This is a genomic window from Vibrio sp. RM-41-2B (genome assembly GCF_024744415.1).
Taxonomy (GTDB): Bacteria; Pseudomonadota; Gammaproteobacteria; order Enterobacterales; family Vibrionaceae; genus Vibrio; species Vibrio diabolicus.
On the sequence record NZ_JAMQWD010000015.1, the window covers coordinates 273,567 to 289,187 of the forward strand.

15 protein-coding genes are annotated in these 15,621 nt (G+C 46.0%); 8 read left to right on the forward strand and 7 right to left on the reverse strand.

Going from position 1 to position 15,621, the window contains the following annotated elements:
* The first annotated feature begins 50 nt into the window (after positions 1–50).
* From NB463_RS11420 to NB463_RS11430, 3 genes are read left to right on the forward strand one after another with little or no spacing between them, the layout of a single operon-like run.
* On the forward strand, positions 51–833 hold the full coding sequence (locus NB463_RS11420; RefSeq protein ID WP_053807847.1) for an enoyl-CoA hydratase-related protein: 783 nt from the start codon (positions 51–53) through the stop codon (positions 831–833).
* Positions 826–2,874, forward strand: a complete 2,049-nt coding sequence (locus NB463_RS11425; RefSeq protein WP_258431477.1) for an acetyl/propionyl/methylcrotonyl-CoA carboxylase subunit alpha — start codon at positions 826–828, stop codon at positions 2,872–2,874. Before NB463_RS11420 ends, NB463_RS11425 begins: the two co-directional genes overlap by 8 nt.
* Positions 2,855–3,757: a hydroxymethylglutaryl-CoA lyase gene (locus tag NB463_RS11430; RefSeq protein ID WP_203347530.1), complete on the forward strand. Its 903-nt coding sequence runs from the start codon at positions 2,855–2,857 to the stop codon at positions 3,755–3,757. Before NB463_RS11425 ends, NB463_RS11430 begins: the two co-directional genes overlap by 20 nt.
* An 86-nt stretch (positions 3,758–3,843) precedes the next feature.
* On the opposite strand, the gene NB463_RS11435 is transcribed toward NB463_RS11430, so the two are convergent.
* Entirely contained in the window at positions 3,844–6,465 is a 2,622-nt protein-coding gene (locus NB463_RS11435; protein WP_203347531.1) for an ATP-binding protein, read from the reverse strand.
* 11 nt (positions 6,466–6,476) lie between these two features.
* The gene (locus NB463_RS11440) at positions 6,477–7,313 is read right to left on the reverse strand and encodes a phosphate/phosphite/phosphonate ABC transporter substrate-binding protein (RefSeq protein ID WP_309303488.1); all 837 of its coding nucleotides are present in this window, start codon (positions 7,311–7,313) and stop codon (positions 6,477–6,479) included.
* 132 nt (positions 7,314–7,445) lie between these two features.
* Here NB463_RS11440 and NB463_RS11445 point away from each other — a divergent pair, with 132 nt between their 5' ends.
* Together NB463_RS11445 and NB463_RS11450 are read left to right on the forward strand one after the other, a co-directional pair.
* Entirely contained in the window at positions 7,446–7,766 is a 321-nt protein-coding gene (locus NB463_RS11445; protein WP_031427956.1) for a DUF1840 domain-containing protein, read from the forward strand.
* Positions 7,767–8,014: 248 nt separating this feature from the next.
* Positions 8,015–8,563: a sugar O-acetyltransferase gene (locus NB463_RS11450; protein WP_258431480.1), complete on the forward strand. Its 549-nt coding sequence runs from the start codon at positions 8,015–8,017 to the stop codon at positions 8,561–8,563.
* Between the two features lie 9 nt (positions 8,564–8,572).
* Here the strand turns inward: NB463_RS11450 and NB463_RS11455 are convergent, their stop codons facing one another.
* Positions 8,573–9,988, reverse strand: a complete 1,416-nt coding sequence (locus tag NB463_RS11455; RefSeq protein WP_258431482.1) for an aminotransferase-like domain-containing protein — start codon at positions 9,986–9,988, stop codon at positions 8,573–8,575.
* A gap of 154 nt (positions 9,989–10,142) precedes the next feature.
* On the opposite strand from NB463_RS11455, the gene NB463_RS11460 reads away from it, so the two are divergent.
* Genes NB463_RS11460 through NB463_RS11470 form a run of 3 tightly spaced genes read left to right on the forward strand, consistent with a single transcriptional unit; the run spans position 10,143 to position 12,692 of the window.
* A complete protein-coding gene (locus tag NB463_RS11460; RefSeq protein WP_258431483.1) occupies positions 10,143–11,507 on the forward strand; it encodes a cytochrome ubiquinol oxidase subunit I in 1,365 nt (454 codons plus the stop codon).
* A gap of 28 nt (positions 11,508–11,535) precedes the next feature.
* Complete coding sequence (gene cydB / locus NB463_RS11465; RefSeq protein ID WP_258431484.1) at positions 11,536–12,543, forward strand: cytochrome d ubiquinol oxidase subunit II; 1,008 nt, start codon at positions 11,536–11,538, stop codon at positions 12,541–12,543.
* A 20-nt stretch (positions 12,544–12,563) separates the two neighbouring features.
* Positions 12,564–12,692 (forward strand): DUF2474 domain-containing protein, encoded by a 129-nt coding sequence (locus NB463_RS11470; protein WP_182032878.1) that lies wholly within the window; start codon positions 12,564–12,566, stop codon positions 12,690–12,692.
* Positions 12,693–12,761: 69 nt separating this feature from the next.
* Here NB463_RS11470 and NB463_RS11475 read toward each other — a convergent pair whose 3' ends face one another.
* The 4 genes from NB463_RS11475 to NB463_RS11485 form a co-directional block, all read right to left on the reverse strand.
* Positions 12,762–13,517: a PhzF family phenazine biosynthesis protein gene (locus NB463_RS11475; protein ID WP_258431485.1), complete on the reverse strand. Its 756-nt coding sequence runs from the start codon at positions 13,515–13,517 to the stop codon at positions 12,762–12,764.
* Positions 13,518–13,651: 134 nt separating this feature from the next.
* Positions 13,652–13,756 carry a DUF6119 family protein gene (locus tag NB463_RS23945; protein ID WP_309474410.1) on the reverse strand — a complete coding sequence of 35 codons (105 nt, stop codon included), beginning with the start codon at positions 13,754–13,756 and terminating at the stop codon, positions 13,652–13,654.
* Between the two features lie 185 nt (positions 13,757–13,941).
* Positions 13,942–14,598 carry a hexitol phosphatase HxpB gene (hxpB, locus tag NB463_RS11480; protein WP_258431487.1) on the reverse strand — a complete coding sequence of 219 codons (657 nt, stop codon included), beginning with the start codon at positions 14,596–14,598 and terminating at the stop codon, positions 13,942–13,944.
* Positions 14,599–14,727: 129 nt separating this feature from the next.
* Positions 14,728–15,609: a LysR family transcriptional regulator gene (locus NB463_RS11485; RefSeq protein ID WP_258431488.1), complete on the reverse strand. Its 882-nt coding sequence runs from the start codon at positions 15,607–15,609 to the stop codon at positions 14,728–14,730.
* Positions 15,610–15,621 lie beyond the last annotated feature (12 nt).

A 15,621-nucleotide genomic window follows, 5' to 3' on the forward strand; every position in this document is an offset into this window, starting at 1 on the left:
GTTAGCGAGTATTGGAATATCAGACTGAAATGTCAGACAAAGGAAGTCACATGACCGGACTACTGCTTGAAAAAGACAGCAATGGCGTTGCCTGGTTGAGCCTCAATCGGCCAGAAAAACACAACGCGTTTAATGACGAATTGATTGCCTCACTGATTGAGACACTAGAACAGCTCGAAAAGGACGACTCTCTCCGTGCACTGGTGTTAAGTGCACAGGGAAAACACTTTTCTGCGGGAGCAGATCTGGGCTGGATGCAATCAATGGCAACCAAAACCGAAAGTGAAAACCTGCAAGATGCACAGCAACTAGCAAAACTTTTGCATACGCTGGATACCTTTAAAAAAACAACCATTGCTATGGTGCATGGCGCGGCATTTGGCGGCGCACTTGGGCTTATCTGCTGCTGCGATATCGCTATCGGTACACCTGAAAGTCGCTTCTGTTTGAGTGAAGTGAAGCTCGGTTTATTACCCGCTACCATCGGACCTTACGTAATCCGAGCGATTGGACAAAGGCAAAGCCGACGCTATTTTTTAACCGCGGAATTGATCGATGCCGAAACTGCGCTATCGATGAATATTCTTCATCAGATCGACTCTCAACCACGTGAAGCCGTCAATCGCACCATTGATCACCTGCTCAACAACGGTCCACAAGCCATGCAGGCGGCAAAAGCACTTTGTTTACGTTGTGATAACCAACCTATCGATCACTCATTAATTGAATACACTAGCCAAGCCATAGCAACCGCCCGCGTGTCCAGCGAAGGACAAGAAGGGCTGACTGCGTTTTTTGAAAAGCGCGCCGCCAATTGGAGGAATCATGTTTAAAAGAATACTGATCGCAAACCGCGGTGAAATTGCATGCCGAATCATTAAAACCGCAAAAAGCATGGCTATAGAGACGGTTGCCGTCTATTCCGAAGCGGATCGCAGCAGCTTACATGTTAAACAAGCGGATTTCGCTGAATTCATTGGCCCTGCTCCGGCGAGTGAGTCGTATCTTGATATCGATGCGATTATCGGCGCTGCGAAAAAATGGCAAGCCGATGCTATCCACCCTGGGTATGGTTTTCTTTCCGAGAACCCGAAACTAGCCAAAGCGTGCAGCGAAAATGGCATCGTCTTTATTGGCCCTTCCACCAGCGCAATTGAGGCAATGGGTTCTAAATCTCAAGCCAAAGCAATCATGTCAGAGGCGAACGTGCCCTTGGTTCCGGGCTACCACGGCACAGACAATAGCGTTGAGCATTTATTAGCGGAAGCGGAAAAAATCGGTTACCCAGTGATGCTTAAAGCAACACAAGGTGGCGGCGGTAAAGGCATGCGAGTGGTCAATAGCGCAGCCGAAATGCCCTTGGCCATCGACGGTGCGCAGCGTGAAGCACTTTCAAGCTTTGGCGATAAGCAGCTTCTAATCGAAAAATGCATATTGCAGTCTCGCCACGTGGAAGTTCAGGTATTTGCTGACCAGCATGGCAACTGTGTCTATCTTTCTGATCGTGATTGTTCCATTCAGCGTCGTCATCAAAAAGTAGTCGAAGAAGCGCCAGCTCCCGGTCTTAGTGATGAACTGCGTAAACAAATGGGTAAAGCCGCGGTTCAGGCCGCTCAAGCGATCGACTATGTTGGCGCTGGCACGGTGGAGTTCTTACTCGATAGCCGAGGTCAATTCTACTTCATGGAGATGAATACCCGTCTGCAAGTTGAACACCCTGTCACTGAATTGATCACCGGCGTTGATTTGGTGGAGTGGCAATTAAAAGTCGCAGTAGGTGAGCATTTACCGATCTCGCAATCTGAAATCACCCACAACGGTCATTCAATCGAGCTACGAATTTACGCCGAAGATGCAGACAACGACTTTATGCCGTCGACGGGCCGCATTGATTACTTAAAAGAACCATTATCAGACAAGGATGTGCGCCTAGCTTGTGTACGTGTTGATAGTGGTGTTGCTCAAGGCGATACCATCAGCGAATACTACGATCCGATGATCAGCAAACTGATCGTCTGGGGCCAAACACGTGATATCGCGCTCAAACAGCTTAAACAGGCGTTAACTCAATATCACGTACGTGGAGTAACGACAAACATTGGTTATCTGCACAGCATTATTTCGCAGCCAGCCTTTGCCAATATCGAACTTGATACCGACTTCCTGGTTAAACATCAGCAAGGCATTAGCGCGCAGCAAAATGTGTCAGATTCTATCTGGCTAACGTTGGCAGCGGTCGCTCGCTGGAATGATCTCATTTCAAAATCAGACAGCTCAACGTTACCCGCGCCAACCAAACAAGGTTTTAGACTGTCGGTTGACAACGTTTATCGATTTAACTTCACGGATGCCAATGCCAACCATCAGGTACGTTTGCAACAATCATCGCAGGATACAGGTTCTCACTTCACTATCCGATGCGGCGAGGAGTTGCATCAGGTCATCCTGCTTGAAAGTGGCAACCAGTTTATCGTCGATATTGATAATGTGCGTTACACCTTTAATGTACTTAGCGACGAGCAACAGACAACGCTGTTTTATCTTGGTCAGCAGCGCACGTTTGCTCATCAACCTAACTTTGACTCTGCAAAAGATGCAGACGATGAACTAAGTCCAACCGCACCACTGAACGGCGTGATCTCGGCGGTCATGGTGAATAAAGGTGACAAAGTGGCGGCGGGCGATCCGCTGTTAGTGCTAGAAGCAATGAAAATGGAATACACCATTACCGCTCCGGTAGCTGCGACCGTTGATGAAGTGTTTTATCAACATGGAGACCAAGTACAGCATGGTTCCATCCTGCTGCATTTAATTTCTGCACTCGAAAATGTCTGTGAAGATAAGGAGCACGAATATGCTACCAGCGAAGGTTAATATCGTCGAAGTTGGTGCTCGTGATGGCTTGCAGAATGAAACGGCAGTGACGCTGATTGATAAAATCCGTTTGATTAACCAACTAAGCACCAGTGGCTTAAAACACATTGAAGCAGGCTCTTTTGTCTCGCCGAAATGGGTGCCTCAAATGGCCGATTCCGATCAAGTATTTTCAAGTATCATACAAAAGCCTGACGTGGTTTATAGTGCGCTCACACCAAACCTAGCAGGGTTAGAACGTGCGCTGGAAAGTGGCGTAAAGCAAATTGCGGTGTTTGGTTCGGCTTCGGAGGCGTTCAGCCAAAAGAACATTAACTGCAGCATTGCAGATAGCCTAGCCCGTTTTGAGCCGGTTATCGAACTGGCGAACCAGCACAACATACCTGTGCGCGGATACTTGTCTTGCACTATGGTTTGCCCCTACGAGGGAAAAATAAAACCAGAGCAAACCACCAAGGTCGCGAATGCGCTGTTTGATATGGGATGTTATGAAATATCTCTGGGCGATACTGTCGGTAAAGCAACGCCTAATCGCGTTATCGCCATGCTGGATTCGCTGTTAACACAACTGCCAAAAGACGCGCTCGCGGTACATTTTCATGACACCTATGGACAAGCTTTGGCCAATATTTACCAAGCCTTGTTAATGGGCATCAACACCATTGATAGTGCGGTTGCTGGTTTGGGCGGCTGCCCTTACGCGAAAGGTGCCAGTGGCAATGTTGCAACGGAAGATGTGCTTTATCTTTGTGAGCAACTTGGGATTGAAACGGGGATTGATCTCAACATCATCAATCAAGCAGGTTGGCAAATTTGCCATGCATTAGGTAAACGTCCGTCTTCCAAAGTAGCACTCGCTTTGGGTGACCCAAACAGCTTGTAAATTGCTCAACCCACGATACACAACTACAAACGAGCATGTTTAATAACATGCTCGTTTTTTTGAGCCGATTTAATCTAACCGAAACACTAAACAGAAGCGTGCTTTTCCTCTGCAAGGGTATGGCATCCCCACTTCGCGATCATATTAAGCAAATCACTTTTCTGAACTGGTTTTGTCAGGTAATCATCCATACCTAATGCGATACTTTTTTGTTGCTGCTCTTGCATCGCATGTGCGGAAAACGCGACGATTGGACACCAAGGAAACGCGCCACTTTCCTGTAACTCACGAATGTCTTTTGTCACGCCAAAACCATCTTTGTTTGGCATAGAAATATCGGTAATCACCAAGTCCGGAGAAAGCTGTTTATAAAGTTCAACGGCTTCAACACCATCTTCCGCCAACGTCAGTTTAACACCTGTGTCTTGCAACATTTTTTCAATCAATATTCGATTGATATGGCTGTCTTCTGCGACTAATAGGTGCAGGCTAGAAAAGTCAGGGTTCTCATCTGAGGAAAGTTCTCGACGCTTTTGTGTCTTAGTAGAAAACAGAGCTTGCAGTTTATGCTGCGTGACCGGTTGCGGCAATAAACGATCCCGCTCGCACGACCATGCCTGCCCTTCCTCCATCACGCAAGGTGCAAGGAACAGTACCCGTTTGGCGGCGGATTCTGTCGCATCAAGCTCATAGAGCGCATCTCTATCTTGAGCATTGTTTACACTCGCGAGGATACGATCAAAACGATCCAATTTTTTACCCAAAGACTGCGCAGTTGACCAATCGTTGGCATGAGTAACTTCAATGCCAATCTCTTGAGCTAAATGTATCAAGTGTTGCACGCGCGGTTGATAATCATCAATCAACAATAGTCGATTTGCACTCAGCTCTATCGGATCGGCAAGAAACTGACTTTGCTTAGGCAACTGCAAACTAAAGCTAAAACACGACCCTTTGCCAAAATCCGAATGCACACAAAGCTCGCCGTTGTACATGCTGATCAAACGTTTTGAGATTGCCAACCCCAAGCCTGTACCTTCATGGCGTCTTGTCGCGGAGGTATCGACCTGCTCAAACTTATCCATAATATGAGCCAATCGATCTTCGGGAATACCAATGCCCGTATCACTCACGGAAAAATCAAAACCGTGCTCACTTTCTCTGACTTTGAGTAGCACATGGCCTTCATCCGTGAATTTCACCGCATTACCGATCAAGTTAAGCAAGATTTGATTAATCCGACCTTTATCGCCGACCACGACCGTATTCATAGACAATGGCATATCAACCAACAACTTAAGGTTCTTTTTATCCGCCTGATAGGCACACAAAGCGGTGCAACTCTCGACGAGTGAACGCAAGTCAAACTCCTCTTCAACTAACGTCAACTTGCCCGCTTCTACTTTGCTGTAGTCGAGGATGTCGTTAATGATCGTCACAAGGTTGTTGGCAGATTTGTGCAGCAAGAGTAATAACTCCCTTGGCTCTCGACGGTTTTCGTTCTCAAGCAATATCTCGCTGATCCCCATGATCGCGTTCATTGGGGTGCGAATCTCATGGCTCATGTTCGCCAAAAATTCCGATTTGGCTTGCATCGCCTTTTTCGATTTATCTAAAGCAGACGACAGACGCCTCTCCATCCTGCGCCTGTCGGTGATGTCACGCTCTACCGCAATAAAACGTAACAGCCCGCCATCTTCATCAAACACAGGAGAGAGCTCCAACTCGACCCAATATGGGTGCTTCGACTTGGTATAGTTGAGTATTTCAACCCTAATAGGAGAGTGATTACGGACACTTTTTGAGAGCAATGCTACCGTATTTGGGTCTGTGTCTGGCCCTTGGAGTAACTCGCCCGGCGATTTGCCAATAACTTCTTCCAACGTATATTCGGTTAGCTGTTCAAACGCAGGGTTTACCCATGCAATAGTGCCGTCAGGGTGAGTAATGATGATGGTATCACGCGCATGTTCAGCAACCTCAGCAAGCTGCGATATTTTGGCCGATAACTGTTGCTGGGTTTGATGCTCTTGCTGAAGTTTAGTTTGCGCTTGCGCTAAAGAGCGTGACATTTGGTTAAACGCTTCGCCAACACGTGTAACTTCGTCATTGCCTGAAATCGAAATTTGCGAACCCGGACCTTGCTGTGAAACCTTGATTACCCCTGTACGAAGAAGATCGAGCCGCTTCATCAAATAGCTACCGAGAGCATACGAAAACATGGCCACCAGCGACATTTCAATAAAGGCGATAACCAAACTTGCTTGAGTCGCAAATGAAAGAACTTGATGTACATGTTCAACATTCACACCCATTTCAACCTTACCGAAAGTCTGCTCTCCAAGAGTAATCTCTTGCGCAACATCGTAAACTCCATCGGTCACATCAAACGGTCTCACACCAGTATCAACACCGCTGTAATCCCCCTGTAGCGTCAGCTCGACGCCATCTTGGTTAACAATACGAATATAAGCCAGCTCGCGCTCACTCACGACTGAGCGAGCAAAACTGTCTAGATAGGCTAAGTCCGTCGCAATCACCGCATCTCTCGACGCCTGAGCAAATACACTCACCAAGTGTTGGCTCCCAACCTCGAGGCTAGTCTCGTTGGAACTTTCCAACCAATTAAGCCCACTAATGATGAGTACACCGAGCGCAAGGGCCTCAATAAGAGCAATGCCAAGTATCGTTTTCGAACGCAGCGTCATAGGACAACCATTTATCTTGAGATTCCCAATTGAACAACATCTTGCCAATCTTGGTCTTGTGCAAGCTGTAACCCGTCAATGTTGAGTAAAATAAAACTCTCCTGTGCTTTTGGATCGTCATTAAGTTGCGCAATTGCCTTTCGTAAGGCAAGAGTAATCTCTTCATCGACATTATTTGAAACCGCAATAGCATGAGGCGTATAACCAGCAGTTGTATAAATGATGCTAAGTTGGTCTTTTATTTCACTCGGTAAGCTCTCAAAGGTACGCTTCACGCCACCACCAGCAATGTACAAACCTTTAAGTACCCCCAAATAGACTGAGTCGTGCGAACCGACGTATTTAGGCGTAAACTTGATGCCTTTCTGCGCCAACTCTGATTGTGTGATGATAGAAGCAGCAAATGCTCGTGGGGCAGGAAAAGCGATGGTCTTGTCTTGCAGCTCATCAAGGGAAACCGACTTCCCTCGCCTTGCTACAATAATGCCTGTGATGCGCTTATTTTTCGCTCTTGCTAAAGCCATATAACCTGGGTTTTGATTCACCAACGTAAAGTGATATGGGTTCATGTATGCAATGTCGTAGGCTCCAGCCATCAAGCGAGCTTCGAATGTGGGAATATCACGTGCCGTGGCAAACTTAATCTCAACGCCAGCAAGATCTCCCCAGCGTTGCAGTAATGGCTGCCATTGTTGCACTAGTTTGGTCGCTGACTGTTGCGGTACGACACCAAAAACAATGGAAGGTTGAGCAACGACAGAAGGTGACCATATGCATAACACCGTAAGCAACGTAAATATTCGCTTGTGAAGCCGCCAAATCAACGTCTTTAATTGGGAGTTCAACAAAATCATCTCCTTATGTTTGTCTTTCGTTAAAGATAGATAGCTATCTGAAAGATTGCGAATTATCGGATTAAATTGCCTCGTGTCTCAGATACCATTTATACTCAAATGAACACCTAAAACAGGAGCAGGTAAATGCTTATTACATTTCGTTGCCATAGCCACTCGAACGTCACTATGTTTGGCGATATTGCGATAAAGATGATCAAAATGATGGGGCATAGTGGCTCAGTACCAGGGTCAATTTCCGCTCAAGACATCCCTGATGCTCTATCTAGATTGACCTCCGCTCTCGCAGCACAAGAAGCGATAGAGCAGAACAACAGTCAAGCAATGGAAGAAGATGAGGAGCAAGAGGAACAAACGGTCAGTTTAGGACGCAGAGCATTTCCACTTATTGAGCTTTTAAAATCGGCAATTAAAGAAGAGTGCGAAGTGATGTGGGACAGCCAATAAATGCTCCAAATCAAGCTGTGGAGAGGAAAGCAACATCCAATCTATACTTTCCTCCCCTGCTAAAAAGAACTTACCCAATTCACTTCACTTCTCTATTTGAATGACTCTTAACGAGTGCTTACTCAAAACTAACCTATTGAATATAAATCAGTGATAAGCCTCTGATTTCATAATAAAAATCCCCTATTGACTGAAACACTCACTTATCATTGTGGTCTCAACTGCAAACCATTAATGGAATGATTGTTATGTCAGAACTGACTCGGATGCGCTCTAGAGAAACCTATAATTGCCTGGATGAAGAACTAAAGCTAATGCGCGCCAACACTGCGCAGCTTGTCTTCCAATTTAACCACGAGCCAAACCCAGATATCCGTAGACAACTATTGGCGGAAATGGGCGTCCAATTAGAAAACAGCGCCTGTATAGAGCCACCGCTTCAACTTACCTACGGTTGTCACTTGTCCATCGGGGAAAACACCTACATCAACTGGGATGCCATTATTCTGGACAATGGACAGGTTGAGATTGGTGCGAACGTCATGATTGGGCCTAGAGTGCAAATTTACACAGCCGCTCATTCACTCGATACACAAAGACGCTTAGCCGGAGATGAGATCGCCAAACCGGTCAAAATCGGCAATAACGTTTGGATTGGTGGGGGCGCAATCATACTGCCAGGCGTGACCATTTGCGATGAGGCCGTCGTCGGCGCTGGCTCTGTCGTAACCAAAGATGTTGCGCCAGGCGATCGAGTTGCTGGAAATCCGGCGCGCTCCATTAAACCAAAAAACTGAAGAAAGTCGCTATTTTGCCAAATGTTCGCGAATAATGTTGGCAAGCAGATTGAGAGCATGGACGTATTTGTCATTGAGCTCAAAAGAAGCGTTAAGACGAATACAGTGATCGTATTGTTCTGTCAGGCTGAACATCTTTCCTGGTGCGATACTGATATTGTCTTTTAGCGCTTTTCGATATATCGGCAAGGCATCGATATGCTTGGGAAGCTCTAACCAAATAAAGTACCCGCCGCTTTGGCTTAACACTTTGACTTCTCCAGGTAACAGCTCACTAAGCAGATCCGTCATCTTATTTTTACGTTCAAACAGCTTTTTCCGTAACTGCTTCAAATGCGATTCATAATTGCGGCTTGTTAAATAGTGCACCAATGTCATTTGCACTGGTGCACTCGTCGCTAACGTACTCATTAACTGTAACTTTTGTACCTCTAGCGCCCGCTTTCCCGCCGCAACCCAACCAATACGTAGCCCTGCGATTAATGATTTTGAAAACGAGGAGCACAGCATGGTATTGCCCGTGTCATCAAACATTCTTAGTGGGTAAACCGAGTCATTCTCGGCATGCAGTTCGCTGTACACATCATCTTCAATCACTGGCACGTTATATCGCTGTGTCAGCTCAATCAGCTTTTGTTTTTTCTCGTTGGAGAGCGTAAAACCCAGAGGATTCTGGAAGTTCGACATAAGCCAACATGTTTTCACATCGTGTGTTTGCAGCGCTCGTTCCAATGAATCTAGGTCAATGCCCGTGACCGGGTCTGTTCTTACTGAGAGCGCTTTCAAACCTAACCGCTCTAAGGATTGCAATGCGCCATAGAATGCAGGCGACTCCACAACCACCCAATCTCCCGGTCTTGTACAAGCTTGCAAACTGAGCGTTAACGCCTCCAGCGCGCCTGCCGTAATGACAATTTCATCGGGTGAAATTTCAATGCCTTTCGCAGCATAACGCTTCGCGATGATGGTGCGTAATTGTTCGTTTCCCGGCGGTAAGTTATCAAAGGTGGTGGAAATCGGCATATTGCGAGCGGCTGCGCTCATCGCCCGATTCACGTGATATCGTGGGTACAAACTTGGGTCTGGATAGGCAAAGCCAAAATTGATCATGGATGGATTTTTACTCGCCTGCAGAACATCAAAGATAAACTCATTGATGTCTACCTGCTCTGTCCACGAAACCGCTGCTGGTGCTTGAGGTTCATTTGAACTCTTAATATTGGGAGCGACTCGATAACCAGAGCGCGGCTGGGACGTTACCCAGCCTTGAGATTCCAGAATTTGATAAGCGTGCAATACCGTCATCAAGCTCAAACCCGAGTGTTCAGATTGGCGACGCAGCGAAGGCAGCTTGTCACCCGGATGCCATATCCCCGATTTTATCTGCCTTTTAAGCTGTTCCACTAATTCTTGATACTTCGCCACACGCGAATCCCCCTCCATAAAGCTGAATTCAAAATAATAACACTTTGGCATTTAATCTGTTATAGGTTTATAGTCACTGTCTGTACCTACTTCCCCTATTCCGCTCCTTTTAAAATAGCTCTCTCATAAAACTTAAAAGATCAAAGGAAGTTTAATGTTTGGCCTCGACGCATTTATGCTTGCACGGATACAGTTCGCCTTTACGGTATCCTTTCATATTATTTTCCCCGCTATCACCATAGGTTTGGCCACCTACCTCGCCGTGTTGGAAGGTTTATGGCTAAAAACACGTAATCCCGATTACCAAAGGCTCTATCACTTCTGGTCGAAAATTTTTGCGGTTAACTTTGGAATGGGCGTTGTATCTGGTCTTGTCATGGCCTATCAATTCGGCACCAACTGGAGTGGTTTCTCCGACTTCGCTGGCTCTATCACTGGCCCATTACTGACTTATGAAGTGTTAACGGCTTTCTTTCTCGAAGCCGGATTTCTTGGCGTGATGCTGTTTGGTTGGCGTCGCGTCGGCGAAAAGCTGCACTTTTTTGCAACCTTGATGGTGGCGTTAGGCACGATCATTTCAACCTTCTGGATTCTCGCCTCCAACAGTTGGATGCAAACGCCACAAGGCTATGAAATTGTCGACGGACGCGTGGTACCAACCGACTGGTTTGCTATCGTTTTCAATCCTTCATTTCCTTATCGTTTGGCGCACATGAGCGTCGCGGCTTTTGTCAGCTCTGCACTCTTTGTAGGCTCGTCAGCAGCTTGGCATTTATTGAAAGGCAATCAATCGACTGCGGTAAAGACCATGTTTTCGATGTCGCTCGGGATCTTAGTGTTCCTTGCGCCACTTCAAGCTGTGATTGGCGATGTACACGGGTTAAACACTCTGGAACACCAGCCCGCCAAAATCGCTGCCATCGAAGGACATTGGGATAACAGTGATGGCAAACCAACCCCATTAATTTTGTTCGGCATGCCAAACATGGAACAAGAACGCACAGACTATGCCTTAGAAATTCCTGTTCTAGGAAGTTTGATCCTACGCCACAGTTTAACTGAGCCAATCCCGGCGCTGAAAGACTTCCCGAAAGAGGAACGACCGAACTCACCTATCGTCTTTTGGTCATTTCGAATCATGGTCGGGCTAGGACTTCTGATGATTTTTCAGAGCTTCTACAGCATGTGGTTACGAAAAAAGAACACGCTTTATACCTCGCGTTGGTTCCTCAAGTTTTCATTATTTATGGGGCCATCTGGTCTTATCGCAATACTCGCTGGCTGGTTTACGACAGAGGTTGGTCGGCAGCCTTGGGTGGTGTATGGCGTACAAAAAACGCGTGATGCGGTTTCTGCACACGGAGACCTACAAATGAGCATCAGCCTGCTGTGTTTCCTTGTTGTATACAGCTTGGTATTTGGTTTTGGTTATTACTACATGATCCACCAAATCAAGAAAGGCCCCGATGCAATCGAACACGATGAGCACGACATGACGACCGTTTCAGGCCGCATCTAGAATTTGTCACAAAGTGAAGGTAAAGAATATGCATTTTGATTTATCCGTGATTTGGTTCGCGATCATCGTTTTTGCCACTTTGATGTACATCATCATGGATGGCTTCGATTTGGGTATTGGAATACTGATGCCCTTCATCAAGGATGAAAAACAAAAAGACGTCATGGTCAACAGTGTCGCGCCAGTTTGGGACGGCAACGAAACTTGGATTGTGCTTGGAGGCGCATCTCTATTTGGCGCTTTTCCGATGGCTTACGCGGTAATTATTGAAGCGCTAACCATCCCTTTGACGTTGATGTTGATTGCTTTGATCTTTCGTGGCGTAGCGTTTGAGTTTCGCTTTAAAGCATTGGAAAACCACTTAAAGTTCTGGGATCGCTCTTTTATGGTCGGCTCGATTTTAACCACGTTTTTCCAAGGCATCGTTGTTGGCGCGGTAATTCAAGGCTTTGCGGTGGAAAACCGCGTTTTCGTAGGTAGCCAACTAGACTGGCTCACCCCTTTTCCCATCTTTTGTGGTTTGGGTTTAGTCGCAACGTACGCACTGCTTGGTAGCACATGGCTCATCATGAAAACGGAAGGTGCACTGCAAAACACGATGTACCGCTTCACTAACAAAACACTACTGGCGATGATCTCCGCATTAGTCATTGTGAGCGCTTGGACCCCACTTGCTTACCCTGCCATTGCGGAAAGATGGTTTTCTCTGCCTAATTTGTTCTACTTATTGCCCGTATCTGTCATTACTGGGCTGGTATGTTTGAAGATTGCCGACTCCGTTAAAAAGCGAAAAGAGCGCAGCCCTTTCGTGATGGCATTGGTGATCGTGATTCTCGGGTTCGCAGGGCTTGGCATCAGTATCTGGCCAAATATCATTCCTCCTAGCATATCAATATGGGAAGCAGCCGCTCCTGCAAGCAGTCAGCGCTTTATGCTCGTTGGAGCAGTGATCATCATCCCGATAATTCTGGCTTACACCTTTTGGAGTTACTACGTCTTCTCTGGAAAAGTGAAAGAAGACGAAGCGTACCATTAACGAGTTGATAAGGAGTGAGTATGAAAATCAAAAATTGGTGTCGCCAGTGGGCATGGATGATTGGGATCTGGGCGGCCAGTGTGCTCGCTCTGGGGTTCGTATCAATGCTGTTTCGCGTCATGATGACCGCTGCAGGATTAAAATCTTAGCTCGGCACTTTTTAGTCAATAAAAAATGGATGCCTCTAGATCTTGTATAAGAGCTAGAGGCGTTTGCATTCAAGTCCGACTTTTCACGTGTGCAGACAATACGATAGTAGATTCTGAACCGCGCGCCACTTCAAAATAACCACCAGCGCGAGATAGCTGGCGAGCCCTCAGTTTTTCTTTGCCCAGTTTTTCAAACCAATAAGGCGCCAATGAGCACTGAGCTGAGCCTGTGGCAAGATCCTCTGAAATACCGATTTTAGGTGCAAAGTAACGCAGCACATAGCCACTATCAGAGCTTTGAGCCGTCACGATGACTGCATGAAACTCATCAATTTTAATCAGCTCATCAAAGTTAGGCTTACAGTGAGCAACATCATCTTCGGATTCGAGAACAACAACCAAATCACGCGTTGTAAAAGCATCTACGGGGCGATTGGAAAAGCCTGAAATATCCAAGGGGATTACATGAGGCTTTGCTTGCCAACTTGGCATCACTATCCGATACATTCCATCCAGTTCAGTAACGGTAATATGACCATATTGGCTTTTTAGAATGACCTCATTCTGATGATAGTTGGAAATGATTGCAGCGCCTGCGCCCAAACTTCCGTGTCCGCATAGGTTGATCTCTCCTTCTAGGCTAAACCAGCGAATGTGGTAGTCACTGCCAGACTGAACCACAAATGATGTGACAGGTTGAGCGACCTGATGAGTGATTTGAAGTAACTCAGAATCACTCAGCCAGTGATTTAGTTCGACAACGCCACAAGGGTTACCTTTAGCCAATTCATCACAAAATACATCATATATTTGCGCTTTAATCATCCATCATCCTTGCGGTTTAACGCCGCATTAAGTTGTAAACAACGCTATCACTAACCCGAAACCACTACACTGCAAAAACGAAACCTAAAAATGACAAGCCTCGGGAGTCCCTCTTAAATGCTTTGTTAGTCTTTTTATGCATCTATCTTGGCTAGTTCAACCGTAAAACCCATGTTTTGTAACCGTCTACTGTGATGACGCAGGTTTACTTTTGAAAAAAAATGGCAAGTGCACTTCACCTTTCTTCTTGTTTCTTAGGGTTGATTATATCGGCCTCTTCGTAGCCTTCTTTGATCAAATATGCAACGACATTAAGCTTCATTTCATCCCTCACCACTCCTACACATAAGCAACTAACATCTCATCAAAGCTCTCCATATGGTATGACATCTGTCATAAATATTACCAATCGTAATGAATAGCTTTATCCTATTAAATTCACTAAATGGCTTTCATTAAACTCTGATAGCTTTTGCAGCTTTAGACTGGCTTCATTAAACTCTTGGTAGAACTTATCAGGTTGAGGTATCACGACTGTTTTTATGTTTGCTCGTGTTGCCGCAAGCATACCCGAATAAGAGTCTTCAAAGGCAATACAGTTACTTGAATCTACACCTAGTTTATTGATTGTTGAAAGGTAGACATCTGGCTCTGGCTTGCCCTGTTCTACATCGTCTGAGGATGATATCGCGTCAAAGTAATTGGCAATACCGAGTTTGTTCAAAATGATGGGAATGAGTTGATAAGGTGAATTAGTAGACAACCCTATCTTAAACCCTTTTTCCTTAAGCAATTTGAGTGTTTCTGTAACCCCCTCTAATTCGCATCCTTTTTCAATTATTAATGCCTCCACTTTATCCACAACAGCATTCTCTACTTCGTCTAGGCTCTTTTCTTGCCAAGGATTACGTTCATACCAAAACCTTGTTACTTCACCTGTCGTCATCGTCGCAGTCTGCTTTGATAAGACTTCGGTCACTTGGACGCCAACTGATGAAAACACCTGCCTTTCCGCTTCCTTCCACAAAGGTTCTGAATCAATCAGCAACCCGTCCATATCAAAGACCGCAGCGTATATCATTGGTACATCCTCAGTAAGTTCTATTCGTTGAGTAAGATTTGTCTATTCAACCAAAGCATAGCTTTGCATATAACGAGGGAGAGTATCACATTTGCCTGTGGCTATCAGAGCCAGTTCGATGACTCATCTTTAAGCCTCAACATGACCGATGTTCATAGCTACTTTTAACGCTTGTTTATTGAGATTAGATGCCTCCCAAGCAACAACAACACGACTAGTGAGAGGGATATCATCAATCTCGGCGACTGTCGCAGAATCATCGAGATGTTCAGCCAGTGAACGCGGAACGAGAGCAATACCTAACCCAGCCTGCGCCATGGCAATCGTCGTACGAAGTTGCGGTGCTGCAAACTGTGGTTCGAGTCTTACTCCTGCGTCGGCAAAAAGTGTGCTCATGCCATCAAACAATGCAGGTCCAGTCTCTCGTGGAAACAGTAAAATTTTATGGTCTCTCAACTGTTTCATCTGGATACAGGGATACTTTGCCAGCTCGTGCCACGCCGGAATCACCGCGACAAACGGGTCATTAAACAACACCTTGTGCTCAAAAGGCTCACTGGCGTAACAGGGCAAACGCATGATTGCGAGATCAAGTTGTTTGCTTTTTAACTGAGCGGCAAGCTCTGGCATTGACAGTTCCGCCGTCTGTAAGTGAACTCCATCCTCTTGAATTCGCCCCACCCTCTCTAATACCTTAATGCAGGTTGATGTTGACGTTGCGAACCCGATTTTAACCTGCGTATTTTCACCACGGGCAATCTGTCGAGCTTTTGCTTTAGCGCGTTCCACATCAGCAAGAATATTTACCGCATCCGTATAAAAGACTTTCCCTGCCTGAGTCAGCTCTACTCCTCTAGACAAGCGCTTAAATAGGTCCACGCCAAGCTCGTGCTCTAACTTTTTGATTTGTTGACTTAAAGGAGGTTGCGCAATCCCTAACTGTTCAGCGGCTCGGGTAAAGTGACGAGTCTCGGCGACCGCGACAAAATACTTCAGGTAGCGAAATTCCATATATTTTCCATA